The following is a 26010-nucleotide window of genomic DNA, read 5'->3' as shown; positions in this document are numbered from 1 at the left end:
TAAGCTAAATAAGGTGACAGCAGTGGAGTTGGGACTACCCGTCGTGCGGGGCACGCCGGACGCGTCCGCACGCCCGGACACACCGCTGCTCGTCGACAGGTTCGGGCGGGTGGCGAAGGACCTGCGGGTCTCGCTCACCGACCGTTGCAACCTGCGCTGCACCTACTGCATGCCCGCCGAGGGCCTCGACTGGTTGCAGAAGGACGAGCTGCTCACCGACGCCGAGCTGATCCGGCTCATGCGCATCGCCGTGGTCGACCTGGGCGTCACGGACATCAGGTTCACCGGCGGTGAGCCGTTGCTGCGGCGCGGTCTGGAGCACGTCATCGCCGCGACGGCCGAGCTCGAACCGCGTCCGCGCATGTCGATGACGTCGAACGGCATCGGGCTCTCGCGGCGCGCCCAGTCGCTGAAGGACGCCGGCCTGAACCGGATCAACATCTCGCTCGACACCCTCGACCCGGAGAAGTTCGCGACGCTGACCAGGCGCGACCGCATCACGGACGTGCTCGACGGTCTCGACGCCGCCCGCGAGGCAGGGCTCGAGCCGGTGAAGGTCAACTCGGTGCTGATGCGCGGCATGAACGAGGACGAGGCCGTCCCGCTGCTGCGGTTCTGCGTCGAGAACGGCTACCAGCTGCGGTTCATCGAACAGATGCCGCTGGACGCGCAGCACGGCTGGACGCGCACGAACATGATCACGGCCGATGAGATCCTCTCGAAGCTCTCGTCCGCGTTCACCCTGACGCCCTCCGAGGTCCCGCGCGGTGGCGCCCCGGCCGAACGCTGGCTGGTCGACGGCGGCCCCGCGATCGTCGGTGTGATCGCCTCGGTGACCAGGCCGTTCTGCGCCGCCTGCGACCGCACCCGGCTCACCTCGGACGGCCAGATCCGCAACTGCCTGTTCAGCCAGAGCGAGACCGACCTGCGCGCACTGCTGCGCGACGGCTCCCCCGACGCCGTGATCGCCGACGCCTGGCGTGCCACGATGTGGGCCAAGGCGGCCGGCCACGGCATCAACGACGCGGGCTTCACCCAGCCCGACCGCCCCATGAGCGCCATCGGAGGATGACAGTGAGCACCGCCGTGAACATCCGCTACTTCGCGGGTGCGCGGGCCGCGGCCGGGGTGGCCGACGAGGACCTGCTGCTCGACGCCGCCGAGCCGACCGTGGCGCTCGTGGTCAGCACCATCGGCGAACGCCACGGCTCGAAGCTCGGCAAGGTGCTCGCCGCGTCGAGCTTCCTGCTGGACGGTGTGGCGGTGCGCGACACGTCGACGCGCGTGCCGGCCGGGTCTCAGCTGGACGTGCTGCCGCCGTTCGCGGGCGGCTGAGCGGCCAGGAACGCCTCGGCACCAGCCACCACGGCACTCTGTTCACGCGACCGGGCCAGTTCCAACGCCTCCCGAGCCACGACCACGTCACCGGTCACCTCGGCCAGCACGAGCAACGCCGGAGCCTCCAGCAGCAGATCACCGTTGTCCCGCACGTCCCGCACCAGTTCCTCGGCGAGGCCCCGATCGTGCCGGGCGAGCTTCAGCTGAGCCTTCCGCCGCACCACCGGGTAGCCGATCCGGTTCGCCAGCTCGATCGCCGCCCGCAGGTCCTCCAGTACGACCAGCGCATCTGCCTCGGCCCGGAGGTCGCCGAACTCCCGTGCCGTTTCGAGGCTCCTCAGCGCCAACGTCCTGGCCCGCTCGGAGTCACCGGTGTCCGCGGCCACCACAGCCAGGTTGAACAGCACGTTCGGCTCGCCTTCCGCCGCCCCGCCCTCCTGGTAGCCGGCCCGTGCGGCCTCCAGGTAGCGCCGTGCCTCGTCCAACTCCCCGAGCTCGCGGTGAGCGATGCCGATGCCCTCGAGGGCCATGGCCAGGTTGATCGTGGAACCGGTCGCCTCCGCGATCTGCCTGGCCTCCTCGAAGTGCGCGATCGCCGTGCGGAGCTCGGCGCGGGCACCGTGGACCGTGCCCAGGTTGAACGTGGCCGCGAGAACGTCGGGCTCGTCGGGGCCCAGGCGCCACAGTCGTACCGCTTCTCCCAGGTCTGCCAGCGCACCGGTGAGATCACCGGTGTCCCGCTTCACCAGCCCTCTGTTGTTGAGCACCGAGGCCCTCGAACGATCCGAGATGGCCAGCTCGACCGCTTCGCCGAACGACGCCAGCGCCTGGTCGAACTCTCCCAGCATCCACTGGAGGTGGCCGCGTCCGTTGTGCATCGCCGCCTGACAGACGACATCGCCCGCCGCGCGTGCCGACTCGAGACCCGTCGCCAACAACATCTTCAGCTCCGGCCGGTAGCCGCCGTAGTTGAGGTAACCGCGCAACGAGTCGGCGAGATGGCTCGCGAACGGGTGCGGCGCGACCTGCACCGCCGCCACGAGCACCGCGCGTTTCGCGCCGAGCCACGCTCGTGCGTCGTCAGCCGTGGCGAACGCGAGTCCCTCGACGTCCAGCGGTAGCGGATCCAGCCGTTTGACCGCAGAGGTGGCGAGTTCGGCGGCAGCGCGTGCGGTGGCCAGGTAGAAGGACAACAGCCGACGCAACGCGGCAGGTCTGTCAGCACCCACCTGCTCCGAGGCGAAGAGCCGGATCAGGTCGTGCAGCTGAAACCGCTCTCCTGTCTGTTGCACGAGCCCTGCCCGCACCAGCACGCCCAACTGCCGCACACTATCCTCAGTGGACAGTGAGCCGAGCATCGCCGCGTCCCACACGTCGAATTCCGCGCCGGGATGCACGCTGAGCAGTCCGAACAACCGGCGCGCGTCGTCCGGCAAAGCGTTGCGGGACAGCTCGAACGCCGCCCTCACCGCGGTGTCGCCCTCGATCTCCAGCGCGTCCAGCCTGCCGTCACCGCGCAGCTCGGCCAGGTAGTCGGGCAGGTGCCGGTCGGCGAGGTGCGCGCCCGCGATGCGCAGCGCGAGCGGCAGATGCGCACACAGGCGGATCAGCTCGGCGCGCTCCTCCGGCGAGCCGTCGATCTTCATCCGGTCGAGCAGCGCAGTTGCCTCCTCATCAGCCATCACGTCCAGCCTGACCTGGGATTCCAGGTCATTTCGGCTGGTCACGACAGCCGTGCAGCCCTCGACACCGGGCACGAGCGGGCTCAGCTCCGTGGCGTTGTCCAGCACCACCAGCACACGACGGCCGCGCAGCTTCGACCGGTAGAGCTCAACCTGCTCGTCGAGGTCGAGCGGCACCCTCTCCGGTGGCACCCCGAGGGCACGCAGGAACCGGCCGAGCACCTGCTCGAGGGTGACCGCCGGTCCTGTCGCGAACCCGCGCAGGTCGACGTGCAGCTGACCGTCGGGGAACCGGTCACGGATCCTGTGCGCGAGCCTGATCGCGAGCGAGGTCTTGCCGACGCCCGGCGGGCCGGTGATCACGACGACCGGTGCGTCCATCGCGGACAGCGTGGCGAGCTCCGCTTCCCTGCCCACGAAGTCCGGCAGGTCGGCGGGCAACTGCGACGGGCCGGGCGCACGCACCACGAGCCGGTAGCCGGAGGCGTCCGTGACGATCTCGTCCTCGGTCGACCGCCGCAGCCGGCGCATCAGCGTGCGGAGCGCGGGAAGAGGCTTGGCGGGCGGCTCGTCACCCCAGACCGCCTGGACGAGATCCCCGAACAGCACAGGTTCTCCCGCACGGGCGGCCAGCGCCCGGTGCAACACCACCAACCGCGATTCTCCGCTCACAACGGGCGATCGTAGGACCGATCGGGAGAGCGGGACGACGAGCGGTTCCGAAGGGCGTTCGGACGACTCGCCCGGCCGTCATTCGACCGTGGACGACCGTCCCCGATGGCCCGACACGCGTGAGCCACGCCTCACTTTCCGTAATAGATCTCGGCCGATCTCGGAATGGAAACGGACCGATAACGAAGCCTTTGAGCTGCGGTTTTGTAACCTCCCCACAACGTTCCGAACCGTTACTGTGACGCGCGTCACAGCCTCAAACATTTGGAGGGGCTGCCGATGGTTACGTACGGTCGCTCCTCGGCTGGCCCGAACCAGCCACAAGCACGACCGGAGGACCGAACACCGAACCCAGTCCGAGGGTTCTCCGGCACATACCCCGAGCGAGAGAAACCGCCGGACTGGGACGCAGGAACGCACCGGGCCCCGAACCCGAGTTCCTGACCGCAGGTGAGGTGGACCGAGAGGCAAATGGCTTTCAACCGTGGCAACAAGGGCAAGCAGGGTTCCACCGCCGCTCGCACTATCGCCAAGGTCGCGGCCGTCGGCATCATCGCCGGCGCCCCTCTGGGCCTGGCCGTTGGCACCGCCAACGCCGCCCCCGTGAACTGGGACGCCCTCGCGCAGTGCGAGGCAAGTGGTAACTGGGGCGCCAACACGGGCAACGGCTACTACGGCGGCCTGCAGTTCACCCAGCAGACCTGGAACGCCTACGGCGGCCAGGGCAACCCGGCCAACGCCTCCCGCGAGCAGCAGATCGCTGTCGCCGAGCGCGTCGCCGTCGGCCAGGGCGTGAACAACGCCTGGCCGTCCTGCAGCAAGCGGATCGGCAACTACACGGGCGCGGCCCCGAAGACCGCTCCGGCCCCGCAGCAGCAGCGCAAGGCCCCCGTCCAGCAGCGCCAGGCCGCTCCGGTGCAGCAGGCGCCGGTCGTGCAGCTCGAGGGCTCGAAGACGAACCCGAACGGCAACTACGAGATCAAGGCAGGCGACACCCTGTCGAAGATCGCGGACGCCAACAAGGTCGAGGGCGGCTACCAGGCCATCGTGGAGAAGAACAAGGGCTTCATCACGAACCCGGACCTGATCTTCCCGGGCCACAAGATCCAGATCTGAGCCTCTCCGGCTCGGACCATCGCGGATCCGACGGGTCGCATGAACGCCGGCCCCGCTGACGTGGGCTGACACAGGACCAGGGATCTCACCGTCATCCCCCCGACGGTGAGGTCCCTGCCTGCATGTCCGGACCAGGCCGGTGACACCGACCACCGCAGCCCCACCCGCGCGGTGCCAACCGCACTCGTCGACGCAGGGCATCACGCACGCAGGCCCGGCGCGCGGTGCCAACCGACAGTCGCAAACGCAGGCCAACCCGTACGGCACCTGGCGTGGCGATGCGCAGCGAGCCGTGTGAACCTCGTGCTCTGGGTAGCGGTAGGCCCCGCTCATGGCGATTGGGGCCCGCTGGAACCGGCGCCGGCCACCACAAGCCGGCCTCAGGGGCAGTTGACCCACTCGTCGTCGCCCTCAGCGAAAACCTGCCGCTTCCACACCGGCAACCGAGCCTTGACCTCGTCGACCAGGTCAGCGCAGAGGGAAAACGCTTCCCCCCGATGCTCGGCGGCGACCGCACAGGCCAACGCCACATCCCCGATCTTCAACGGCCCGACCCGGTGCGACACAGCGATCCCGTGCACCCCGGAGTACTTCTCGGCAAGAGAAGCGACAACCTCAGCCACGACATCAGAAGCAGACGGATGCGAGTGGTACTCCAACTCCAGCACCGACCGCCCGCCGTCGTGGTCCCGCACGACGCCGGAGAACGTGACCACCGCACCCGCCCGGTCGGACCCGACCAGGGCGGCGTGCTCCTCCACCGACAACGGCTCCGAAGTCACGACGGCCCGCAGCACCACGCTCATCGATGGTCACCCCCACGCAACTGGTCGAGCGCGTGCTCGACAACCGAAGCCAGCACTTCCAGCCCGTCCCGCACCCCGCCGGTCGACCCGGGCAGGTTCACGATCAACGTCCGCCCGGCCACCCCGGCCACACCACGGGACAACACGGACCCCGGCACCTGAGGCCACCCGGACATCCGGATCACGTCGGCCAGCCCCGGCACCTCGTAGTCCACGACGGCGCGAGTGGCTTCCGGAGTCCCGTCAGTGGGATTGATCCCGGTACCGCCGGTGGTCAGGACGAGATCAGCGCCACCACCGACGGCGGCGACCAGAGCCTCACGGACCGGCTCGCCGTCCGGCACCACGACGGGCGCGGCGACCGAGAACCCGCGCGCCACAAGCCATTCGACGATCAACGGGCCGCTGCGATCCGCGTAGACACCGGCCGCGGCACGGTTGGACGCGGTGATCACCACCGCCTTCACGGGCGTTCCCACAGGCCGGACTTGCCGCCTTCCTTGCGCTCCACCCGCACCGCGTCCAGGGAGGCGGCGGGGTCGACCGACTTCACCATGTCGTGCAGTGTCAGGCCGGCCACCGAGACGGCGGTCAGGGCCTCCATCTCCACGCCGGTGCGGTCGGTGGTGCGGACGGTGGCCGTGATCAGGACGGAGTCCGAGGCCAGCGCCAGGTCCACCACCACCGACGACAACGAGATCGGGTGGCAGAGGGGGACGAGTTCCCAGGTGCGCTTCGCGGCCATGATGCCCGCGATCCGGGCCGTCGCCAGGGCGTCGCCCTTCGGCAGGCCGTCGGCGCCCAGCAACTCCACCACCTCGGCGGTCGTGTGCAGGACGCCGGTCGCCACGGCGGTCCGGGTGGTCTGCTCCTTGCCGGAGACGTCGACCATCCGGGCCGCGCCGTGGGAGTCCAGGTGGGTGAACTGCTTGGTCATACAGGGATCGTATGCCTCGGCCCACCGGGACTGCCCGTGCTCAAAGACCTAGGAAGTGGCTGCCTTGCGGACCGCTTCGGCCACGGCCGGGGCAACGGTGTTGTCGAACACCGACGGCACGATGAACGACGCGTTCAACCGGTCCCCGTCCACCACGTCGGCGATGGCCTGCGCGGCGGCCAGCAGCATCGCGTCGGTGATCGTGCGGGCGTGCGCGTCCAGCAGGCCGCGGAAGACGCCGGGGAACGCCAGCACGTTGTTGATCTGGTTCGGGAAGTCCGAGCGGCCGGTCGCGACGACGGCGGCGTGCTGCTGGGCCTCCATCGGGTCGATCTCCGGGTCCGGGTTGGCCAGCGCGAACACGATGGCGTCCTTCGCCATGGTCGCGACCTGGTCCGCGCCGAACAGGTTCGGGGCCGAGACGCCGATGAACACGTCCGAGCCGACCAGCGCGTCGTGCAGGCGGCCGGACTGGTTGTCCTTGTTCGTGGACGCGGCGATGGACTTCAGGTTCGAGTCCAGGCCGGGACGGTCGCGGTGCACGATGCCGTCGACGTCCACGGCGATGATGTCGCCGGGCTCCTGGGCCTGCAGCAGGCGGATGATCGCGGAACCCGCGGCACCGACGCCACACACCGTGATGCGGCAGTTCTTGATGTCCTTCTTCACGACGCGCAGGGCGTTGCGCAGCGCGGCGACCACGACGATGGCCGTGCCGTGCTGGTCGTCGTGGAACACCGGGATGTCGAGCTTCTCGCGCAGGCGGGCCTCGATCTCGAAGCAGCGCGGCGCGGAGATGTCCTCGAGGTTGATGCCGCCGTACACGGGAGCGATGAGCTCGACCGCGCGGATGATCTCCTCGGTGTCCTGGGTGTCCAGGCAGACCGGCCAGGCGTCGACGCCGGCGAACTTCTTGAACAGCGCGGCCTTGCCCTCCATCACCGGCAGGGCGGCGGCGGGGCCGAGGTTGCCCAGGCCCAGCACCGCGGAGCCGTCCGTCACCACGGCGACGGTGTTGCGCTTGATGGTCAGGCGGCGCGCGTCGTCCGGGTTCTTGGCGATCGCCTCGCACACGCGGGCGACACCCGGCGTGTACGCGCGGGAGAGGTCGTCACGGTTGCGCAGCGGCACCTTCGACGCGATCTCGATCTTGCCGCCGAGGTGCACGAGGAACGTGCGGTCCGACACCTTGCGGACGACGATGCCGGGCAACGTCTCCAGCGTGTCGGTGATGTCCTTGGCGTGGTTCGCGGAAAGCGCGTTGCACGTGAGGTCGATGACGACGCGGTCGTTGTGCGACTCCACGACGTCGAACGCCGTGATCACACCGCCCGCACGGCCGACGGCCGAGGTGAGGTCACCCGCGGCGCTCGCTGACGGCGGCGCCTCCAGACGAACGGTGATCGAGTAACCAGGGCCGGGGACCGGCATCGTCGTCCTCCCACGAAGTACAGCTCAAGCGGGAAACGAGCCTATCCCCGGCCCCTTTGCGGTACTCACCCGACTCGGCGAGTTTTAAGACCGGCCTGACAATCCACTCAGGACTTGTTGATCTCGGTCACCGGGTGCTTGTACGGGAGGTCCTCCGACGGCAGCGGGAACGTCACCGTGCCGAACGGGGAGAGCGCACCCTGCAGGTCACTGGTCAGTTCGGTGACGGGATGGCTGCCGTCCGCACCCTCCGGCCAGTGCGGGTCGACCCGTCCCGGGCGTCCTTTCGCCACGTTCTCCTCCTCAGTGGTGCCTGCTGACGGGCTCAAGTGTGACAGAGCACGATGTGTTCTCCAGCGACCCATATACCGTGGTGAGAATGTCCGGCATCACACTCGCCGACTGGCTGCGCGCCCAGGACGACGTTGCTCTCGTCGCGCTGCTGCGCGCGCGCCCCGACTTGGCAACGCCCCCACCTGCCGATATGTCCGTGCTCGCGACACGGGTCGGCACCAGGGCGTCGATCGCGCGTGCCTGCGAGGACCTCGACACGTTCACGTTGGCGGTGCTCGAAGCCCTGGTGGTGGAGGGTGCGGACGCCGCGCCCGTGGCGTTGCCCACAAAGCTCCTCGGCCCGGACGTGAAGCCCAGGCCGCTCAAGCAGGCCGTGGCGAGGTTGCGGTCCCTCGCGCTCGCCTGGGGTGACGACGACGCGCTGTCGGTCCCGCCCGTCACCAGGGAGGCGTTCGGCCCGTACCCCGGCGGGCTCGGCCGGAGCACCGGGCAGACCTACGACCTGAGCGGCATCACCGAGGGCGAGCAGCGGGTCCTGCAGAAGCTCGCCTCCGGACCGCCCATCGGCGACACCAAGGACGCCTCCCGCGTCGTGCCGCTCGAGAAGGCCGAGACGCCCGTGCAACGGCTGCTCGCCCGCGGTCTGCTGCTGCGGCGCGACCCCGGCACCGTCGAGCTGCCGCGCGAGATCGGCGTCGCGCTCCGGGGCGACCGCCCGCTCGGCCCGATCCAGGTCAGCGAGCCGAAACCGAAGACCACCGCGCTCCAGCAGACCAGCGTCGACGCCACCGGCGGCGGCGAGGCCCTGGAGCTCGTCCGGCACGTCGAGAACCTCATCGCGAGCTGGTCGGCCGAGCCCGCGCCGGTGCTGCGGACGGGTGGCCTGGGCGTCCGCGAGCTGCGCAAGGTCGTCAAGGACCTCGACGTCGACGAACGGCGCGCCGCCCTGCTGATCGAGCTCGTGGTCGGTGCCGACCTGGCCGCGAACACCGAGGCCACCGAGCCCGAGTGGGTCCCGACGACCAAGGCCGACGTGTGGCTCGCCGCCACCACCGAGGTCCGCTGGGCCACGCTCGCGCACGCCTGGCTGGACCTGCCGCGACTGCCCGCGCTGATCGGCCGCCGCGACGAGAAGGACAAGCTCTTCAACCCGCTCGCGGACGAGATCCGCCGCGCGCAGGCCCCGCGCGACCGCCGGTGGGTCCTGGAGACCCTGACCGCGTTCCCCAAGGGCACCGCGATCACGAACCCGACCGACCTGGCCGCCCTGCTCGGCTGGCGCGCACCGCGCCGGGGCGGACGCCAGCGGGACGAGCTCGTGCGCTGGACGGTCGAGGAGGGCACCGCCGTCGGCGTGCTCGCCCTGGGCGCGATCACCAGCGCGGGCCGCGTGCTGCTCGACGAGGGCCCCGGCCACGCCGCGAAGGCCCTCGGCGACGCCCTGCCCGCGCCGCTCGACCACGTGCTGGTGCAGGCCGACCTCACCGTCGTCGCCCCCGGCCGCCTCGAACCCGATCTCGCGGACGAGATGGCGCTGGTCGCGAACGTCGAGTCCGCCGGCAGCGCCACGGTCTACCGGGTCAGCGAGGCCACCGTCCGCCGTGCCTTCGACGCCGGGCGCACCGCCGACGAGCTGCAGGAACTGTTCAAGCTCCGGTCACGAACGCCGGTCCCGCAGTCCCTGAGCTACCTCATCGACGACGCCGCGCGCCGCCACGGCAGGTTGCGCGGTGGGGCGGCGGGCTCGTTCCTGCGCTGCGACGACTCGGTGCTGATCAGCGAGGTCCTCGCGCACCCGGAGGCCGGTCGGCTGGAGCTGCGCCGGATCGCTCCGACCGTGCTCGTCAGCCCGTTGCCGCTGGCGGACGTGCTGGACGGGCTGCGGTCGGCCGGGTTCGCCCCGGCCGCGGAGGGCCCGGACGGCCAGGTCCTCGACCTGCGGCCGGGTGGTCGCCGCACCACGCCGAGGCAGCGCAGTGCCCGCAAACCGGCGTCACCCGCCGTGCAGGCCGATGAGCGGCTGGGTGAACTCGTCCGGCTGGTCCGGGCCGGTGATCGCGCCGCGGCGACACCACGGGGTGAACGGGTGGCCGTTCCCAGCAACCTCGGCGCGGGCCCGTCCGCGACCCTGTCGTTGCTCCAGCAGGCCGCACGGGCGCGCCGCAAGGTGCTCGTCGGGTTCGTCGACTCCCACGGCACGGCGGCACAGCGCGTGATCGAGCCGCACGTGGTCGGGGGTGGCGTGCTCGAGGGCTACGACCACAGCTACGGAGAGGTGCTCAGGTTCCCTCTTCATCGCATCACGTCCGCCGCATTGGTGGACGAGGACTGACGGTCGGTCATCCCCCGGTAGGAAACCCGGATCACCCTTGCGTGGCTGTTGCGCGACCTAGCGTCGATTGACGTGGACGTACCCGAGACACGTCCGCAGACCTAGGAGGTCCTGCGCACATGGCCAGCTCCCGGTGGGCTTTGCGAGCCGCCGCCACTGTCACGACCCTGGCGTTCGCCGTGCCGTTCTCGACGGGCACCGCGAACGCCGACCCGATCCTCGTCCTCTTGCAGGACAACAACGTCAACGCGACGGTGGGGGTGAGCGGCAACCTGAACTCGATCCCCGTCGCCGCCGGCGCCCACCTCGCGGTCGACACCGGCCCCGGCATCACCGTCATGTCCAACGGGGGCGTCCAGGTCGCTCTGGGGCTCGCGGCTCAGGTCGGCGCGGGCGTCGGCACCGAAGTGGAGGTGGACGCCTTCGAGTCCGAGCTCGAGATCGAGCTCGACGGGGTCGTCGCCGCGGAAGTGGAAGTGGAAGGAGTCCTGGACGCCGCGGTGGCAGCTGACGCAGATGTCGCTGCCGACGTGAGCGCGACGGACGACGACCGCGCACCCGCTGCCGCCCAGCCCGCCGTCGTACAGACCGCCGCCGTACAGCCCGCTGCCGCGCCGGTCGCACCGACCGTCGAACCGGTACCCGCCGAGGTGCCTGCGGCTGTCGCTTCGTCGAGCACCCCGCCTCAGGCCGACGCCGACAAGGGCATCGGCATCGGGCTGGGTGTCGGCCTCGTCGTGGACACCGGTCACCACTGGGACGACGACTGGGGCCACTGGCACGACTGGGACCACGACGACTGGGACCACCACCACGGCCTGCTCGACGGCATCTCCATCGGCGCGGTCATCGGTGTCGGTCTGAGCATCGGCTGACAGCGGTAGCAGCGAGCAGACGGCGAAAGGACCACCGCTTGGACCCAACGGAACCGAACTGAGTCAGGCCACGACAACGAGGCGAGCGCCGCACCCGAAGGTGGCGCTCGCCTCGTTCAGTCGTGTAGCGGTCGTACTCCGGCGGAAGGAGTTCAGCCCGCGCGGACGGACATCCACTGGCGCATCGCGTGCTCCACCAGCGTGATGAGCGTCTGCTTCGTCGACTGCCGGTTGCGCGCGTCGCACGTCACGATCGGCACCGACTCGTCGATCGTCAGCGCTTCGCGGACGTCCTCCAGCCTGTGGTGGAGGAGGCCGTCGAAGCAGTTGACGCCGACGACGTACGGCAGCTGCCGGTCGTCGAAGAAGTCGATCGAGGCGAACGCGTCGGCCAGGCGGCGGGTGTCGACCAGCACGATGGCACCGATGGCGCCACGTACCAGGTCGTCCCACATGAACCAGAACCGGTGCTGACCCGGTGTACCGAAGAGGTACAGGATCAGGTCGCTGTCGAGCGACACACGGCCGAAGTCCATCGCGACGGTCGTGGTGACCTTGTTGGGCGTGGCGGAGAGGTCGTCCACCCCCGCGCTGGCCTCGGTCATCACCGCCTCGGTGGTCAACGGGACGATCTCGGACACCGAGCCGACGAACGTCGTCTTGCCCACACCGAAGCCACCCGCCACCACGATCTTGGCGGACGTCGTCGGCTTCCGTGCGCCCTCGGCGCCCTGGGGACTAGAGCCTGCGAAGCCCACTGAGCACCCTCTCCAGGAAATCCATGGAAGGCCGGTCCCCCACGACCAGACCGCCCTGGTGAATCAAAACCAAACCCATGCTTGCCATGTCGCCGATCAGCACCCGCACGACGCCAAGTGGCAAGCGTAGGAGTGCCGCGACCTCGGCCACCGACCGCGTGTCCACACACAGCCCGCAGATCGACCTGTGCTCGGGAAGTACTGCAGCATCCCGTTCGAGGCCCTTTTCGCTGGTCGAAATCAGCGCCTCGATCGCAAGATCGTAGTCAGGTCGTGTGCGTCCACCGGTGCGTGTGTAAGGCCGCACCAGTGAACCCGAGTCCGCAGAAGCATTCTCCTCCGGACGCACTTGAGGCTGCGCACCGGTGCTGTACGCCGGCTGACCGCCGGTGTTGTACGCCGGTTGACCGCCCGTGCTGTACACCGGATGCGAACCAGTGGTGTACGGCAGTTGTTCCGGCACCGCGTCCGGCATCTCGTGCTGGCCGAACAGGTCCGCCCCGGGGCCGCCGAACAGCCCGGAGCCGTACCCGTCTATGTCGAATCGGTTCGGCACGTCGTCGTACGGATACGACGACGAGTCGTCCACCTCACGCTGAGACATATCGCCTAGCCCTTGCCCTTTAACCCGCTCATCGAGGGGTGCGTCCTCAGCTTCCTCTGGTTCTTGGGGTATCGCGTCAGGCTCGTCGAACTGAAACCCGCCAGAAGCCCACTCCTGGTAGTTGAAGTTCCTACCGAAGCCCCGGCCTCTAGCGCCAGATCTACCAGCCATTGGTTCTCACCCCTGAACTTCAGATGAGGTCTAGCGACGGACCACGCCCTGAAGCTGCGCGCGCAGCTCAGGGGTGAGTTGTTGACCGACTCTCTCCACCAACAGCGTCATCTCGTAGGCCACGAGGCCGATGTCGCAGTTGGGCGCCGCCAGGACGGCAAGGCAAGAACCGTCACTGATCGACATGAGGAACAGGTAACCCCGCTCCATCTCGACGACCGTCTGGTTGACCCCGCCTGCCTCGAAGCAGCGGGCAGCACCCTGGGTGAGGCTGACCAGTCCGGACGCGACCGCGGAAAGCTGTTCTGCGCGGTCCCGGGGCAAGCCCTGGGAACCGGCGAGCAACAGCCCGTCCGCGGACACCACAACGGAATGTGCCACTCCGGGCACCCTCCGCACGAAGTCGGTGATAAGCCAACCAAAGCTGCCTGGCTGCGCTGCGGTCGTCACTCCTGCTCCTCGTTCTGCCGGCTCGACTGGTCACCAGCGTATGCCTCGATCAATGCGTGCCGGCCTCGCTTGACACCACTCTGCAGGCTCGACATCCGTCCGCGCACCGCGTCTGCGGTGCGGGGCGGCAGCGGCGGGCGCTGCGCTGTCGACGTCAGGGACTGCGGCTTGGGTGCTGCAGATCCTGGCACGAGCTGAGCCTTCGGTGTCCGTTTCGGCAATCCTGCCGTGGTCTTCGTCTCCGGCGCCTTGTTCAACAACGCCTGAGCCGCGTGCCATCCCTCATCGGCCGGCGATTGCCAAGCCGACTCGGAAGTAGCTGCCGCCGCTGGAGTCTCCTCCACAACGGGCTCGGGTTCCACAACTCGCTCCTGCTCGGCGGGTGCGGGTACTTCTTCGGCCGCCGGCTGGACCTTCGAGCGCGGCGTGCGCACCGGAAGACCAGCGGCCGACGTGGTGGTGGGTGCCACCGCCGGAACGGGCTTGCGGGATCGGGTCGGGAGCTCCGGTTCCGGCCCGTCCGAGAGCGGCGGGACGGTCGGCGGTTCGTCGATGTACTCGACCGCGCCCTTGCCGGTTCCGCCGAGCCTCGACTCGACGTGCCCGTTGGTGGCGGCCGGTGCATCGTCCTCGGAGCCCGCAGGGACCGGCTGAGCGGTCGAAGCGGACGTCTCGCTGCCCACGGCCTGGAACCACTGCGACAGGACCGCCTCGTAGATCGGCAGGCGTTCCGTCGGTGCGTCCAGGTCGTGCTCGATCTTCTTGCGCGAGGCTTCCGAGGTGCCGTTGCGGTGCCCCATCCCGATGTCGAGCCGGCCCTCGTCGACCGAGGCGCGCGAGACGCCGTTGGACGAGGCGGGCTCGTCCTCGATCGGGGGGATCGGCACGAACTGGGTGGTCTCGTAACCCGGCTCGAACGAGATCTCGCCGGCCTCTTCGTTGCGGTCCTCGTAGGCCGTGAAGAGGGTGGATTCGAACGCGCTCTCCGGATCGACCGCCGCGAGCTGGTCACGACGCCACCGCTCGGACGGCGTCGAGTCCTCGATCGGCGGGTCGTTGTAGACCGGGATCGCCGTCGCGCCCGCACCGGTGTCGGTGATCGAACTGGGCACGAAGTTGACCGGGATGCTCGGGCTCGACTCGTCGATGCGCGGCTGGACACCGGTCGCACCGCCGAAGGCGCCGGCGATGCCGCTGGCCCTCGTCGCGGTGGTACCGATCTCCGTCGTGTGCTCGGCCGGTGCCATCGGCATCGGCACGGGCGGCATCGACGGGATCGACGAGTTCGGCGACATGCCGAACGCGGAGGCGAGCCCACTGGAACCGGACGGCGGCGTCGAGATCGGCGCCTGGCCGGGGATCGCGGTGAGCGTCTCCGGCACGATCACCAGTGCCGTCGTGCCGCCCTCGATGTCCTCGTTGCCGCGCAGGCGGACCTTGATGTCGTGGCGCTTGGCGAGCCGCGCGACCACGTACAGGCCCATCCGGCGGGAGACGGCGACGTCGACGTCCGGCGGGTCGGCCAGACGCTCGTTGGCGTCGATGATCTCCTGCTCGCCCATGCCCACGCCGCGGTCCTGGATCTCGATCGCCAGCTCGCCCTTGCGGGTCTTGGCCGTGCGAACGGTGACCTTGGTGACCGGGTCGGAGAACGCCGTGGCGTTGTCCAGCAGCTCGGCGATGAGGTGCACGAGGTCGTTGACGGCGCGGCCCTGGACCGTGAGCTCCGGGGTCTGGCCGACCTGCACGCGGGCGTACTGCTCGACCTCGGAGACCGCGGCGCCGAGGACCTCGGCGGCCGGGACGGGCCGGGTCAGACGCCGCGAGAGGTCCGTACCCGAGAGAACCAGCAGGTTCTCCGAGTTGCGGCGCATGCGGGTCGCGAGGTGGTCCAGCTCGAACAGCGAGGCCAGCTGGTCCGGGTCCTGCTCGTCCTGCTCGAGCCGGTCGATCAGGTTCAGCTGGCGCTCGACCAGGGCCTGAGAACGGCGCGACAGGTTGACGAACATCGCGTTGACGTTGTCACGCAGGAGGGCCTGCTGGGCGGCCAGTCGCACCGCTTCACCGTGCACCGCGTCGAACGCGCGCGCCACCTGGCCGATCTCCTCCCGCGTGTGCACCGGCACCGGCTCGACGGCGGTCTTGGCCGCGTCCTCCGGGTTGGCGTCCGCGAGGATCCGCTCGACCGCGTCCGGGAGACCGTGGTCGGCGACGTCGAGGGCGGTGCGGCGCAGCGTGCGCAGCGGGTTGAGGATCGAGCGGGCGACGAACAGCGCCATCAGCAACGCGAGCGCGAGGATCGCGAGGACGATGCCGGACTCGACGTACGCCCTGGCGCGCGTGTCGCCGGCCAGGTCGTCGGTCTTGTTCTGCAGCTGCTCGACCAGCAGGTTCTCGACGTCGCGCGTCAGGTTGACCGTCAGCGTGGCGGCGATGTCCCACTTCTCGGGCGTGACCTGCGTGAAGTCCTTCGCGCCCGACTGCTGGTTGATCGCCGATTCCTGCATGTCGTTCGCGTTGTCGACGATGAGGCCGGTGACGGTGTCGTCGTAGATCTTGGCCTGCTCGGGCGTCGCGGCCTTGCGGAAGTCGTTCCGCGCGGCCTCGAGCTCGGCGTCCGCTGCCTGCAGGGACCGCAGCTGGGACGGCGTGAACGCCTTGCGCTGGAAGACGTCCAGGAGGATCGCCCGCTTGAGCGACTCCTGCTCCTTGATGCGCGCGATGGCGTTCGTGGTCAGGTGCAGTCGCACCAGTTCCGGGTCGTTGATCTCGGAGATCGTCTGCTCACCGAGGCTGATGAGCGTCTCGATCGACTCCGAGTAGGTGCGCTGGACGGCCTCGGCGGGGTACTGCGTGTCGCGCACCGAGTTGCGGAGGCTGTTCAGGCGGTTGAGCTGGTTGAACGCGACCTGGAACCGCTCGACGGCCGAGGGGTTCAGGTCGGAGCTGAGCTCGGCGATCCTGTTGCTGAACGCCTCGCTGGTGTCGTTCACGCGGCGCAGCTGGCGCTCCAGGACGACCCTGTCGAGCTTCTTGTTCGACGCGACGTAGCTGACCGACAGGTCGCGCTCGCGCTGCAGCTGCTGCACCAGGTCCGCGACCGCGGTCTCGAGGCGGATCTGGTTCGCGAGGTTGTTGAACTCCGTGGCGTCCTGGAGGTCGGTGCGCACGCGCAGACCACCCAGGGCGAGCGCACAGATCGTCGGGATGAGCAGAACGGCGAGCAGCTTCGTGCGCAGCCGCCAGTTGCGCAGGCGCCACCCCGCGGATCGGGTAGATCCTGAACCAGGTCCGGCACCGACCTCGTGCTTCACCGGCTCCGGTGTCACGTTCATCGGTCCGTTACCCAGCGCAGCCAGTCCGTCACCCGATTCGGGCCTTTCGGAGCGTGTGGTGTCACCCACGCCAAACTGGCTGGGACCTCTCTCACGTCGGGCCACTCTGGGCTTCCTCTTCCAGCAGCAGTGTCCCGGTCTCTCCCCAGGACCGAGCATGGACTCGTCAAACGGGCCGAATTGCAGCACAGAGGTTGTTCGCCCGGTGAGGCGCCCTACCCCGTCTGAAGACACGTCGGTCTACTACGACCTGTGCCACCCGAGCCGGAAGAGTAATGGGCACCCCCTGTGTTGGGGAAGTCTCCAGAAGCACTCACCGTATCGAGATGGGGTGTCGTTTCATACGTTCAGGTGGTTAACATCCCCGGTTGTCGGTACACCCCATGTCCGTCCGAACTCGCAGTTCGGACTGCGGACGCCCTGGTTTGTGGCGACACTCACTGATCAATTCGAAGCTACCCAAGCCCTACCGGCGAGAGGTGCCATGGCTACCCGAGCCACAGCTCTGCGGCTTGCCGCAGTGCTCACAACGTGCGTCCTGACCGCGAGCTGCGGCCTGTTCGGCGGTTCGTCGAACGGCGGCAACGCGGACGTGGAACGCAACGTCATCCGCATCGGCGTGCTGCCGGTCGTCGACGTGGCCCCGCTGCGGATCGCGCTGACCGAGAAGCTGTTCGAGAAGGCCGGCCTGCAGGTCAACCTGGTCACCCAGCCCAGCGAGGCAGAGGCCATCAAGCAGCTGGACACCACGCTCGACCTCACGTGGGCGACGCACGTCAGCCTCTTCCGAGCGGTCGCCGAGGGCACCGAGCTGCAGCTGCAGGGCGAGGCCTACCAGGCCGGTCCGAACTCGATGGCGCTGGTCGCGGACGCGAAGTCGGACTACGACGATCCCGGCAAGAAGAACGCGCCGCGCATCGCCGTGAACAGCGAGACCGACATCGGCGCGCTGACCACGCGTGCCGTGCTGGACACCGCCGCGGTCGAGAAGCAGAAGATCCAGTTCCGGCCGATGCCGTTCGCCGACATGGAGAACGCGCTGACCTCAGGTCAGGTCGACGCGGCGTTCATGATCGAGCCGTTCATCACGAAGGCGCAGCGCAAGATCGGCGCGAAGATCGTCACCGACACCGCCCGCGGCCCGACACTGGACTTCCCGATGTCCGGCTACGCGTCGTCGAAGAAGTTCGCCGAGGCGAACCCGAAGACGCTGAAGGTGTTCCGGGACGTGCTGCGCCAGGCGCAGCAGCGCGCGCAGTCCAACAAGCTCGCCGTGCAGGACTCCCTGACCAGCTACGCGGACGTGGACGCACCTACCGCGGCCCTCGTGTCGGTGGGCACGTTCCCGCTGTCGCTGAACCCGATCAGGCTCCAGCGCGTGGCCGACATGATGGACACCGAGGACGTGCTGTCCGGGCGTCTGGACGTGCAGCAGCTACTGCCGCCGGGTACGACGAATTAGTTGCTCGATCGCATGAGAAAGGCGGGCCGGAATGCCGGCCCGCCTTTCTCGTTCGTCACTGTCCGCCGATGGCGGAGATGCAGTAAGTGATGCCCGGGGCGGGTTCCGCGTACGAAATCGCGGTCGCTTCACCACACTCCGCGGTGGCCGCCTTGACGACCTTTTCGACCTTCAGGGTCTTCTGGACGGCGAACTCGTTGCCCCCCTTGGAGCAATCGATGATCTTCATGCCCTCCATGTTCATCTTCACGAGTTCTTCCTGGTAGCACTTGCCCTCTTCGAGCTTCTCGACCAGGCAGAGCTTCAGCGACGACGAACGCCGGCCGGACTCGGTGTACTCGGCGTAGTCCTCGCTCGGGCACGCATCGGACGTCGACTTCATGGCCTTGGCGATGAAGTAGTTCGCCTCGGCCGAGGAGCAGTCGACCTTCTTGTACTTCGGGCTGAACGTGGTGCCCGTGACGCTCGCGCAGTCGCCCGGCTTGGCCGACGGCTCGGTGATGGCGCTCAGGCCGCCGCCGATCAGGACCTTGACCAGGATGCCGACGCCGACGAGCACGACGATGGTGACGATCGAACCGATGATCTTGCCGGCGGCACTCTTCTTGGGCGGAGGGCCGTAGGGCATCGGCTGGCCCAGCGGCTGGCCGGGCATCTGGCCGGGAGGCGGGCCGTACGGGTTCGGCGGCTGCTGGGCGTACGGGTCACCGGGCTGGCCGTACGGCTGGCCGGGCTGGGCGTACGGGTCCGCGGGCTGACCGGGATAGCCCTGCTGGGGCGGCTGACCGTAGGGACCGGGCTGCTGGCCGTAGGGCTGCTGCGGCTGTCCACCGGGAGGCGGCCCGTAGGGCCCTGGCTGCTGGGGGTGGTTGGGGTCGGTCACTGGATTCTCCTCGGATGAGTCACGCGAGAGACAGCGAAACCGGAGCCGTGGGACACGGACTCCGGTTTCGCTGGTTCGAGCCTGTTACGCGGGCGCGCCAACGCAGTAGTGCAGCTTCGCCTCGGGGAAGGACTGTGCTTCCTCACCCTCGGGGCACTGCGGTGCGGCGGAGTCCTTGACGACCTTCGTCACCTTGAAGGCGGCCGACTCGTTGCACTCCACGGCCTTCGCGCCGACACCGCCGACGTTCTCGGCGTAGCACTTGCCCTCGGCGAGAAGCGGCGCGAGGCACAGCTTCGTCTTCGGGCCGCGGCGCTGCGTCTGCGTGTACTCGTCGTACCCGTTGCCGCACACCTCGCTGGTGCCACCGGTCTTGCCGATGGTGTAGTTCGCGTCGGCCGCACCGCAGTCGACCGCCTTGTACTCCGGCGCGGTCGACGTGCCGCTGACCGCGGCGCAGTCGCCGACCTTGGCCTGCGCGACGTCGCTGCTGAAGTAGTTGAACGCGTAGAACGCGCCACCGACCACGATCAGGCCGACGACGTAGGTCAGGATCCGCTTGCCGATGCTGGACTTCTTCGGCGCGGGCTCCTGCGTGGGCTCCGGCGCGGACGCGGGCGAAGCGGATTCAGTCGTGCTCATGCTCGTCTCTCATTCCCAATACCCCAGACGGCCCATGCCCCCCGACACAGCCGGAGCAGAGAGTGCCACGCGGCACGAGAAACTTCTCGGGCTTTACGGAAACGTTACGGCGGCTTGGATCACCTAGAAGGTCGCGGTGCAGTAGGTCAGCTTCACCTCGGGGTAGCTGAACCTCTGCTCGTCCGGCGCGCACGACGGCGCCGGCACGTCGTGGCTGACCTTCGTCACCTTGAACGAGTCCACTCCGCACTCGACCGGCGTGAGTTCCATGCGCCCGGACCCCGGCGGGTAGCAGGCGCCCTCCGTCCACAGAGGAACGAGGCAGATCCTGACCTCCGGGTCCTGCGCCCGTCCGGTGACCATGTCCACGTAGGAGTTCGCGCAGTCCTTCGACTTCGCGACGCTGCCGGTGACCAGGTAGTTCGCGCTCGAGGACCCGCAACCGACGGCGTCGAGGTCCGGTTCGTCCGAGTACCCGGTGACGTTCGCGCAGTCCCCCGCCTTCGGTGCCGTGATCGGCGCCAGGAACTCGGAGACCCCGTAGATCACGACGGCCGCGACGACCAGCGTGAGGGAGTAGGTCAGCACGCGCCTGCCCAGGCTTTTGCCGGGCACGGCGGGCTCGTCGATGATCACGCCGCGCAGCGTTCCACGTGGACGGTCGGGAGAGGTGCGGTTCACGCGAAGATCACGCCGGTCGCCCCGGCTCTTACCTCAACCTCTGAACGGGCTGCGACCGGATGCGGTCACTGCTTCTGGTCGCCGCGCTCCAGGCAGAACGTGATCGCGGGCTCCGGGAAGACGGCCGCGCGCGAGTCCCCGCAGGCGGCGCGGTCGGCCTTGCCGCTGAGCACCTTGGCGACCTTCACCGAGTCCTTCGTGGCGCAGTCGACCTTCGCGATGCCGCTCTCGGAGTCCTGGCCGTAGCAGGCGCCCTCGACGAAGTTCGGCATGAGGCACAGCGTGGCGTCACCCGTGTACGTCGAGTAGTCCATGCCGCCGGACGGGCAGGTCTTCTCGTTCCAGTCGAGGACCTTCGCGATCTTGACGTTCGCCTGCTCGGAACGGCAGTCGAGCGCCTCGTAGCGCGGGTTGTCGAGCGCACCCGAGATCTTCGCGCAGTCGCCGGCGCGCGCCGCCGCGGCCACGTCGCCGAGCTGGTTCACGACGAACCCGCCCAGCAGCACGAGCGCGAGGACAACGGCGATACCCAGGCCGACCTTCTTCATGGCCTGGGTATCGGCGTCAGGAGGGGTTCAACTCAACCGAGTTCACCCGATCAGGATCCTTCGTGGACACCCATGCAGTAGACCGAGGCCGGCTCGGCGAACCGCAGCTCGCTGGAGCCCTCGGGGCACACCGTGCCCTCCTCGGGCAGACCGTCGACCTTCTTGACGATCTTCACGGGCGACTCGGTCGTGCACGCCTCCTTCTGGAAGGCGCCGTTGTCGTTCGACGTGTAGCAGTTGCCCTCGACGAGGTTCGGCATGAGGCACATCGAGTCGCCGCCGGACTTGATCTGGTCGTAGATGCCCTCGGTGGAGCACTGGTCCTCGTCGGCGTTCTGCAGCACCTTCGCGACCCGGTGGCTGGCCTCCGCGTCGGTGCAGCTCTTCGAGGACAGGTTCCAGTCGCCGTCCGGCTTGTCCACGTCCTTCGGCGAGGCGCTGACGCAGTCGCCGACCTTCGTGCCGCCCAGCGACGTGAGCGCCCACACGCCACCGCCGACCAGGACGATCGCCAGCACGCCGACGATGACGAACTTCAGCCAGTTGTTGCTCTTGGGCGACTCGTCGGTCTCGGCCTCTTCGGGAGCCGGTGCCACCGTGGCCGGCGGCTCGACGGGATCAGTCGACTCGGTGCTCATGGGCGAGAAACTACGACACCGGGTGTTGGCTGCGTGTGTCGCCTCACAGTTGTCGTCACCAGTTGACGCAGGTCGAACGCATTTGGCGTCGTCAGGGAGACTTGTGAGCGTGACCGATGGCCCTTTGATCGTCCAGTCGGACAAGACGCTGCTGCTCGAGGTCGACCACCCGCTCGCCGACGACGCGCGCACGTCCATCGCGCCGTTCGCCGAGCTGGAGCGCGCTCCGGAGCACGTGCACACGTATCGGGTGACGCCGCTGGCCTTGTGGAACGCGCGCGCGGCCGGGCACGACGCCGAGCAGGTGGTCGACGCGCTGGTGCGGTTCAGCCGCTACCCGGTGCCGCAGCCGTTGCTGGTGGACGTGGTGGACACGATGGGCCGGTTCGGCCGGCTGGTGCTCGCCAACAACCCGGCGCACGGTCTGGTGCTGCACACCACCGACCGAGCCGTGCTCGAAGAGGTGCTCCGCAACAAGAAGATCGCGCCGATGTTCGGGGCCCGCATCGACGACGACACCGTCATCGTGCACCCGAGCGAGCGCGGGCGGCTCAAGCAGTTGCTGCTCAAGGTCGGCTGGCCGGCCGAGGACGAGGCCGGGTACGTCGACGGCGAGGCGCACGCGATCTCGCTGGAGGAGGACGGCTGGAAGCTGCGCGACTACCAGCGCCTGGCCGCGCAGACGTTCTGGGCGGGTGGCTCCGGCGTCGTCGTGCTGCCGTGCGGCGCGGGCAAGACGCTGGTCGGCGCGGCGGCCATGGCCGAGGCCCAGGCGACCACGCTGATCCTGGTCACGAACACCGTGGCCGGCCGGCAGTGGAAGCGGGAGCTGATCGCGCGCACGTCGCTGACCGAGGAGGAGATCGGCGAGTACTCCGGTGAGCGCAAGGAGATCCGGCCGGTCACGATCGCGACCTACCAGGTGATCACCCGCAAGTCGAAGGGCGAGTACAAGCACCTGGAGCTGTTCGACTCGCGCGACTGGGGCCTGATCGTCTACGACGAGGTCCACCTGCTGCCCGCGCCGGTGTTCCGCATGACCGCCGACCTGCAGTCGCGCCGGCGCCTGGGACTGACGGCGACGCTGGTCCGCGAGGACGGCCAGGAGGGCGACGTCTTCTCGTTGATCGGCCCGAAGCGCTACGACGTGCCGTGGCGCGACATCGAGGCGCAGGGCTGGATCGCGCCCGCCGAGTGCACCGAGGTCCGGGTGACGCTGACGGACAACGAGCGCCTGCAGTACGCCACGGCCGAACCCGAGGAGCGCTACAAGCTCTGCTCGACGGCCCGGACCAAGATCCCGGTGGTCCGCCGCATCCTCGATCGCCATCCCGACGAGCCGACCCTCGTGATCGGTGCTTATCTGGACCAGCTCGACGAGCTTGGCGAGGAACTGGGGGCGCCGGTGATCAAGGGATCGACGAAGAACAAGGAACGCGAGGAACTGTTCGACCGGTTCCGCCGCGGCGAGCTCCGCACGTTGGTGGTCTCGAAGGTCGCGAACTTCTCGATCGACCTGCCCGAGGCGTCCGTGGCCGTCCAGGTGTCCGGCACGTTCGGCTCCCGGCAGGAGGAGGCCCAGCGCCTCGGCCGGATCCTGCGCCCCAAGGGCGACGGCAGGCAGGCGCACTTCTACTCGGTCGTCTCGCGGGACACCCTGGACGCCGACTACGCCGCGCACCGCCAGCGGTTCCTGGCGGAGCAGGGCTACGCCTACAAGATCGTCGACGCCGACGACCTGGTCGGATGACGTCCTGGTGGATGTGGGACCCGGCCGGGACCGTGCCCGTGCGGCGGTTCCGGTCGGAGGAGTCGCTGGCCCGGTCCGCCTCGGACACCCAGGTCGTGCGGGCCGCCGACTTCACCTGCCCGGTGCAACGACGGCGCGCCACGGCCGTGCGCGCGGACTTCCTGCGCGTGTCCGGCGACCCGGTGCAGGTGGCGCTGGTCGAGCAGCGGCTGTGGACGTTGCTCGTGGCGTTGCGGCGGGCCCAGCCCTTGCGTGACGCGCTGGCCACCGCGGTGCCCCGGGCCGGGCGGGCGGCACTGGTGGCCGAGCCTTCGCGCGAGCTGGCCGAGTTCGACCGGCGGTTCGACCAGTTCGCGGACGCGTTGCGGGTGCTGGTGGCGGAGCCGACTCCGGAGCAGCTGCGCCACACCGCCGCTCTCGACTAGGCGCTGTCGAGGGGGTCGTTACGCAACGATGACGTCGCACGAACGTCCCCATGAGACCCGTCGGGAAGGCTGGAGGGCATGCCGCGCGTACTGCTGATCGAGGACGACGAGGCGGTCCGCGAGGGACTGTCGCTCGCCCTGACCTACCAGGGACACACCGTGGACGCGGTGCGCACGGGCGAGGAAGGCCTCGAACTGCTGGGCAGCGTCACGCCCGACGTCGTCGTGCTGGACCTGATGCTGCCCGGCGTGGACGGGTTCGAGGTGTGCCGCCGCATCCGGGCCGGCGGCGACCTCCCGATCATCATGCTCACCGCGCGCAACGACGACATCGACGTGGTCGCGGGCCTGGAGGCGGGTGCCGACGACTACGTGGCCAAGCCGGCCCAGGCCCGTGTGCTGGAGGCGCGCATCCGGGCGGTGCTGCGCCGCTCGACCGCCTCGGCCGCCGAGGTCGTGGCCGAACGCCACGGCGACCTGACGATCGATCGCGAGGGCCTCGTCGTGACGCGGTTCGACAGGCCGGTCTCGTTGGCACCGACGGAACTGCGGTTGCTGCTGGAACTCTCCTCGTCTCCGGGCCGCGTGATGTCGCGCCAGCAACTGCTGAGTTCCGTGTGGGACCAGGGTTATCTCGGCGACTCACGGCTGGTCGACGCGTGCGTGCAGCGGCTGCGGTCGAAGATCGAGGACGACCCGGCCGCACCCGTGTACGTCCAGACCGTCCGGGGCTTCGGCTACCGCTTCGGACCGCTGTGACGCTCCGCCTGCGACTGCTGCTCGCGTTCGCCCTGCTGACCATCATCACCGCCGCGGCCGTCGCCGGCGCGGGTTACGTGCGGGCGCGCGACGCGATCGTGCAGCGCGCGCAGGACAACGCCGTCATCGAGACCACGAACCGCGTCGAGCAGCTCTTCCCGCTGCCCGCACGAGCCGTGGACACCGGCGTCCTGGAACGGGTCGCCGCACGTGTCTCGGGGCGTGAGGGCTCGGCTTTGGCTTACGGCAACGGGCTTTCCGCGGGCGGCATGGACCCGTCGGTGATCACGGCGGAGCTGCGTGCGCTCGTGTCCACCGGCCGCGTCGGCTGGCAGCGCGTCTCGTACTCGGGCGGCGTGTGGCTCGTCGTCGGCATGCAACTGCGCGTGTCGTCGGGCGGTTCGTCGGGCATCGAGGTGTACGTGCTGCGGCCGTTCACGTCGGAGATCGCGTTCGTGGACGAACTCGCGCGCAACGCGTGGCTGATCGGCGGCGCCGTGCTGATCTTGGCTCTGGGACTGGGTTTCCTCGCTGCGCGCGGCGTGCTGCGTCCCGTGCGGGAACTGCAGCTCGCGGCCTGGCAACTCGGGCAGGGGGACCTGTCCGCGCGGGTGCCGGTGCGCGGGCGCGACGAACTGGCTTCCGTCGCGTCGACCTTCAACAGCACGGCTTCGTCGCTGGAACACCACGTCGGCGAGCTGCGACGGATGGAAGCCGACGCACGGCGGTTCGTCGCCGACGTGTCGCACGAGCTACGCACCCCGCTGGCCGCCATGACCGCCGTGACCGATGTGCTCGACGCCGAGACCGCGTCCTTGCCCGGTGTGGCCGGGCAGGCGGCGCGGCTGGTGAACCGGGAGACGCTCAACCTGACGCGGCTGGTGAACGACCTGATCGAGGTGACGCGCTTCGACTCGGGCACGGCGGCGCTCGCGCTGGACGACGTCGACGTGGCCGAGGTGGTGCGGACCTGCCTGCGGATGCGCGGCTTCTCGGACGTGTCCGCCTCGCTGCCGGACGGCGTGCGCGCACAGCTGGACCCGCGACGGCTGGACGTGATCGTGGCGAACCTGGTCGGCAACGCACTGCGGCACGGCGCGCCGCCGGTGTCACTCGTGCTGTCGGTGTCGGGATCTTCGCTGGTGATCGAGGTGGCGGACTCCGGTCCGGGGTTGCCGTCCGAGGTGCTGCCGCACGTGTTCGCGCGGTTCTACAAGGCGGATTCGTCGCGGGGGCGGTCGGAGGGGTCCGGGCTCGGGCTGGCGATCGCGTGGGAGAACGCGCGGCTGCACGGGGGCACGCTGGTGGCGGCGAACCGGCCCGGGGGCGGAGCGTTGTTCACGCTGCGGCTTCCGCTGGGCGGTGGGTCGTGAGGCCGAAAACTGTCGGTGCTGCCTGGGAGAATGGAATCAGGGGGACCC

The 26010-nt window shown here is 69.3% G+C and carries 25 protein-coding genes; 10 read left to right on the top strand and 15 right to left on the bottom strand.

All coding sequences use genetic code 11. From position 1 onward, the window contains the following. The first annotated feature begins 85 nt into the window (after positions 1–85). Both moaA and PV646_RS13690 read left to right on the top strand, forming a co-directional pair. Entirely contained in the window at positions 86–1072 is a 987-nt protein-coding gene (gene moaA / locus PV646_RS13695) for a GTP 3',8-cyclase MoaA (RefSeq protein WP_500342391.1), read from the top strand. 2 nt (positions 1073–1074) lie between these two features. Next, on the top strand, positions 1075–1335 hold the full coding sequence (locus PV646_RS13690) for a MoaD/ThiS family protein (protein WP_500341781.1): 261 nt from the start codon (positions 1075–1077) through the stop codon (positions 1333–1335). Here the strand turns inward: PV646_RS13690 and PV646_RS13685 are convergent. Next, positions 1299–3692 (bottom strand): ATP-binding protein, encoded by a 2394-nt coding sequence (locus PV646_RS13685; RefSeq protein WP_500341780.1) that lies wholly within the window; start codon positions 3690–3692, stop codon positions 1299–1301. The genes PV646_RS13690 and PV646_RS13685 overlap by 37 nt on opposite strands. Before the next feature lie 471 nt (positions 3693–4163). Between PV646_RS13685 and PV646_RS13680 the strand changes: the two genes are divergently transcribed. Then, the gene (locus PV646_RS13680) at positions 4164–4808 is read left to right on the top strand and encodes a transglycosylase family protein (protein ID WP_500341779.1); all 645 of its coding nucleotides are present in this window, start codon (positions 4164–4166) and stop codon (positions 4806–4808) included. Positions 4809–5188: 380 nt separating this feature from the next. On the opposite strand, the gene PV646_RS13675 is transcribed toward PV646_RS13680, so the two are convergent. The 5 genes from PV646_RS13675 to PV646_RS13655 form a co-directional block, all read right to left on the bottom strand. Then, a complete protein-coding gene (locus PV646_RS13675) occupies positions 5189–5614 on the bottom strand; it encodes a molybdenum cofactor biosynthesis protein MoaE (protein ID WP_500341778.1) in 426 nt (141 codons plus the stop codon). After that, positions 5611–6093, bottom strand: a complete 483-nt coding sequence (locus PV646_RS13670; RefSeq protein ID WP_500341777.1) for a MogA/MoaB family molybdenum cofactor biosynthesis protein — start codon at positions 6091–6093, stop codon at positions 5611–5613. Before PV646_RS13670 ends, PV646_RS13675 begins: the two co-directional genes overlap by 4 nt. After that, positions 6078–6551 (bottom strand): cyclic pyranopterin monophosphate synthase MoaC, encoded by a 474-nt coding sequence (moaC, locus tag PV646_RS13665; RefSeq protein ID WP_500341776.1) that lies wholly within the window; start codon positions 6549–6551, stop codon positions 6078–6080. The genes PV646_RS13670 and moaC overlap by 16 nt, the downstream gene beginning before the upstream one ends. A gap of 48 nt (positions 6552–6599) precedes the next feature. Continuing rightward, entirely contained in the window at positions 6600–7982 is a 1383-nt protein-coding gene (locus tag PV646_RS13660; RefSeq protein ID WP_500341775.1) for an NAD-dependent malic enzyme, read from the bottom strand. Between the two features lie 107 nt (positions 7983–8089). Further along, a complete protein-coding gene (locus PV646_RS13655; RefSeq protein ID WP_090065798.1) occupies positions 8090–8275 on the bottom strand; it encodes a hypothetical protein in 186 nt (61 codons plus the stop codon). An 86-nt stretch (positions 8276–8361) separates the two neighbouring features. Here PV646_RS13655 and PV646_RS13650 point away from each other — a divergent pair, with 86 nt between their 5' ends. After that, positions 8362–10608: a helicase-associated domain-containing protein gene (locus PV646_RS13650; RefSeq protein WP_500341774.1), complete on the top strand. Its 2247-nt coding sequence runs from the start codon at positions 8362–8364 to the stop codon at positions 10606–10608. Positions 10609–10727: 119 nt separating this feature from the next. After that, complete coding sequence (locus PV646_RS13645; RefSeq protein ID WP_500341773.1) at positions 10728–11483, top strand: hypothetical protein; 756 nt, start codon at positions 10728–10730, stop codon at positions 11481–11483. Positions 11484–11635: 152 nt separating this feature from the next. Here the strand turns inward: PV646_RS13645 and PV646_RS13640 are convergent, their stop codons facing one another. From PV646_RS13640 to PV646_RS13625, 4 genes are all read right to left on the bottom strand, one after another. After that, positions 11636–12241: a GTP-binding protein gene (locus tag PV646_RS13640; protein ID WP_030470877.1), complete on the bottom strand. Its 606-nt coding sequence runs from the start codon at positions 12239–12241 to the stop codon at positions 11636–11638. Further along, positions 12222–12830: a DUF742 domain-containing protein gene (locus tag PV646_RS13635; RefSeq protein ID WP_500341772.1), complete on the bottom strand. Its 609-nt coding sequence runs from the start codon at positions 12828–12830 to the stop codon at positions 12222–12224. Before PV646_RS13635 ends, PV646_RS13640 begins: the two co-directional genes overlap by 20 nt. Positions 12831–13046: 216 nt before the next feature. Next, entirely contained in the window at positions 13047–13466 is a 420-nt protein-coding gene (locus PV646_RS13630; protein ID WP_030470879.1) for a roadblock/LC7 domain-containing protein, read from the bottom strand. After that, positions 13463–16801 carry a sensor histidine kinase gene (locus tag PV646_RS13625; RefSeq protein WP_500341771.1) on the bottom strand — a complete coding sequence of 1113 codons (3339 nt, stop codon included), beginning with the start codon at positions 16799–16801 and terminating at the stop codon, positions 13463–13465. Before PV646_RS13625 ends, PV646_RS13630 begins: the two co-directional genes overlap by 4 nt. 484 nt (positions 16802–17285) lie before the next feature. Between PV646_RS13625 and PV646_RS13620 the strand changes: the two genes are divergently transcribed. Then, a complete protein-coding gene (locus PV646_RS13620; protein ID WP_500341770.1) occupies positions 17286–18263 on the top strand; it encodes an ABC transporter substrate-binding protein in 978 nt (325 codons plus the stop codon). 55 nt (positions 18264–18318) lie between these two features. Here PV646_RS13620 and PV646_RS13615 read toward each other — a convergent pair whose 3' ends face one another. The 5 genes from PV646_RS13615 to PV646_RS13595 form a co-directional block, all read right to left on the bottom strand. Then, entirely contained in the window at positions 18319–19146 is an 828-nt protein-coding gene (locus PV646_RS13615) for an LppU/SCO3897 family protein (RefSeq protein ID WP_500341769.1), read from the bottom strand. A gap of 84 nt (positions 19147–19230) precedes the next feature. Then, the gene (locus PV646_RS13610; RefSeq protein WP_500341768.1) at positions 19231–19788 is read right to left on the bottom strand and encodes an LppU/SCO3897 family protein; all 558 of its coding nucleotides are present in this window, start codon (positions 19786–19788) and stop codon (positions 19231–19233) included. A 123-nt stretch (positions 19789–19911) separates the two neighbouring features. Beyond that, on the bottom strand, positions 19912–20424 hold the full coding sequence (locus tag PV646_RS13605; protein ID WP_500341767.1) for an LppU/SCO3897 family protein: 513 nt from the start codon (positions 20422–20424) through the stop codon (positions 19912–19914). 110 nt (positions 20425–20534) lie between these two features. Continuing rightward, positions 20535–21017 (bottom strand): LppU/SCO3897 family protein, encoded by a 483-nt coding sequence (locus PV646_RS13600; RefSeq protein WP_500341766.1) that lies wholly within the window; start codon positions 21015–21017, stop codon positions 20535–20537. A 50-nt stretch (positions 21018–21067) separates the two neighbouring features. Beyond that, positions 21068–21655: an LppU/SCO3897 family protein gene (locus PV646_RS13595; RefSeq protein ID WP_500341765.1), complete on the bottom strand. Its 588-nt coding sequence runs from the start codon at positions 21653–21655 to the stop codon at positions 21068–21070. A gap of 109 nt (positions 21656–21764) precedes the next feature. Between PV646_RS13595 and PV646_RS13590 the strand changes: the two genes are divergently transcribed. From PV646_RS13590 to PV646_RS13575, 4 genes are all read left to right on the top strand, one after another. Then, positions 21765–23405 carry a DNA repair helicase XPB gene (locus tag PV646_RS13590; protein WP_500341764.1) on the top strand — a complete coding sequence of 547 codons (1641 nt, stop codon included), beginning with the start codon at positions 21765–21767 and terminating at the stop codon, positions 23403–23405. Further along, entirely contained in the window at positions 23402–23830 is a 429-nt protein-coding gene (locus PV646_RS13585; RefSeq protein ID WP_500341763.1) for a hypothetical protein, read from the top strand. The genes PV646_RS13590 and PV646_RS13585 overlap by 4 nt, the downstream gene beginning before the upstream one ends. A gap of 78 nt (positions 23831–23908) precedes the next feature. Continuing rightward, complete coding sequence (locus tag PV646_RS13580; protein ID WP_500341762.1) at positions 23909–24589, top strand: response regulator; 681 nt, start codon at positions 23909–23911, stop codon at positions 24587–24589. Beyond that, positions 24586–25962: an ATP-binding protein gene (locus PV646_RS13575; protein ID WP_500341761.1), complete on the top strand. Its 1377-nt coding sequence runs from the start codon at positions 24586–24588 to the stop codon at positions 25960–25962. The genes PV646_RS13580 and PV646_RS13575 overlap by 4 nt, the downstream gene beginning before the upstream one ends. Positions 25963–26010: the final 48 nt, after the last annotated feature.

Origin of the sequence: Streptomyces sp. ID05-26A (genome assembly GCF_033794685.1) — a bacterium.
GTDB lineage: Bacteria > Actinomycetota > Actinomycetes > Mycobacteriales > Pseudonocardiaceae > Lentzea.
Note: the sequence above shows the minus strand (reverse complement) of the source record. Positions and strands in the feature narration are given on the sequence as shown.

What these genes read in the sequence shown, in the direction of transcription:
- PV646_RS13680 (WP_500341779.1), top strand. Translation starts at nt 4,164, where the DNA reads ATGGCTTTCAACCGTGGCAACAAGGGCAAGCAGGGTTCCACCGCCGCT.
- PV646_RS13675 (WP_500341778.1), bottom strand. Translation starts at nt 5,614, where the DNA reads ATGAGCGTGGTGCTGCGGGCCGTCGTGACTTCGGAGCCGTTGTCGGTG.
- moaC (WP_500341776.1), bottom strand. Translation starts at nt 6,551, where the DNA reads ATGACCAAGCAGTTCACCCACCTGGACTCCCACGGCGCGGCCCGGATG.
- PV646_RS13660 (WP_500341775.1), bottom strand. Translation starts at nt 7,982, where the DNA reads ATGCCGGTCCCCGGCCCTGGTTACTCGATCACCGTTCGTCTGGAGGCG.
- PV646_RS13650 (WP_500341774.1), top strand. Translation starts at nt 8,362, where the DNA reads ATGTCCGGCATCACACTCGCCGACTGGCTGCGCGCCCAGGACGACGTT.
- PV646_RS13645 (WP_500341773.1), top strand. Translation starts at nt 10,728, where the DNA reads ATGGCCAGCTCCCGGTGGGCTTTGCGAGCCGCCGCCACTGTCACGACC.
- PV646_RS13625 (WP_500341771.1), bottom strand. Translation starts at nt 16,801, where the DNA reads ATGAACGTGACACCGGAGCCGGTGAAGCACGAGGTCGGTGCCGGACCT.
- PV646_RS13620 (WP_500341770.1), top strand. Translation starts at nt 17,286, where the DNA reads ATGGCTACCCGAGCCACAGCTCTGCGGCTTGCCGCAGTGCTCACAACG.
- PV646_RS13610 (WP_500341768.1), bottom strand. Translation starts at nt 19,788, where the DNA reads ATGAGCACGACTGAATCCGCTTCGCCCGCGTCCGCGCCGGAGCCCACG.
- PV646_RS13600 (WP_500341766.1), bottom strand. Translation starts at nt 21,017, where the DNA reads ATGAAGAAGGTCGGCCTGGGTATCGCCGTTGTCCTCGCGCTCGTGCTG.
- PV646_RS13595 (WP_500341765.1), bottom strand. Translation starts at nt 21,655, where the DNA reads ATGAGCACCGAGTCGACTGATCCCGTCGAGCCGCCGGCCACGGTGGCA.
- PV646_RS13585 (WP_500341763.1), top strand. Translation starts at nt 23,402, where the DNA reads ATGACGTCCTGGTGGATGTGGGACCCGGCCGGGACCGTGCCCGTGCGG.
- PV646_RS13580 (WP_500341762.1), top strand. Translation starts at nt 23,909, where the DNA reads ATGCCGCGCGTACTGCTGATCGAGGACGACGAGGCGGTCCGCGAGGGA.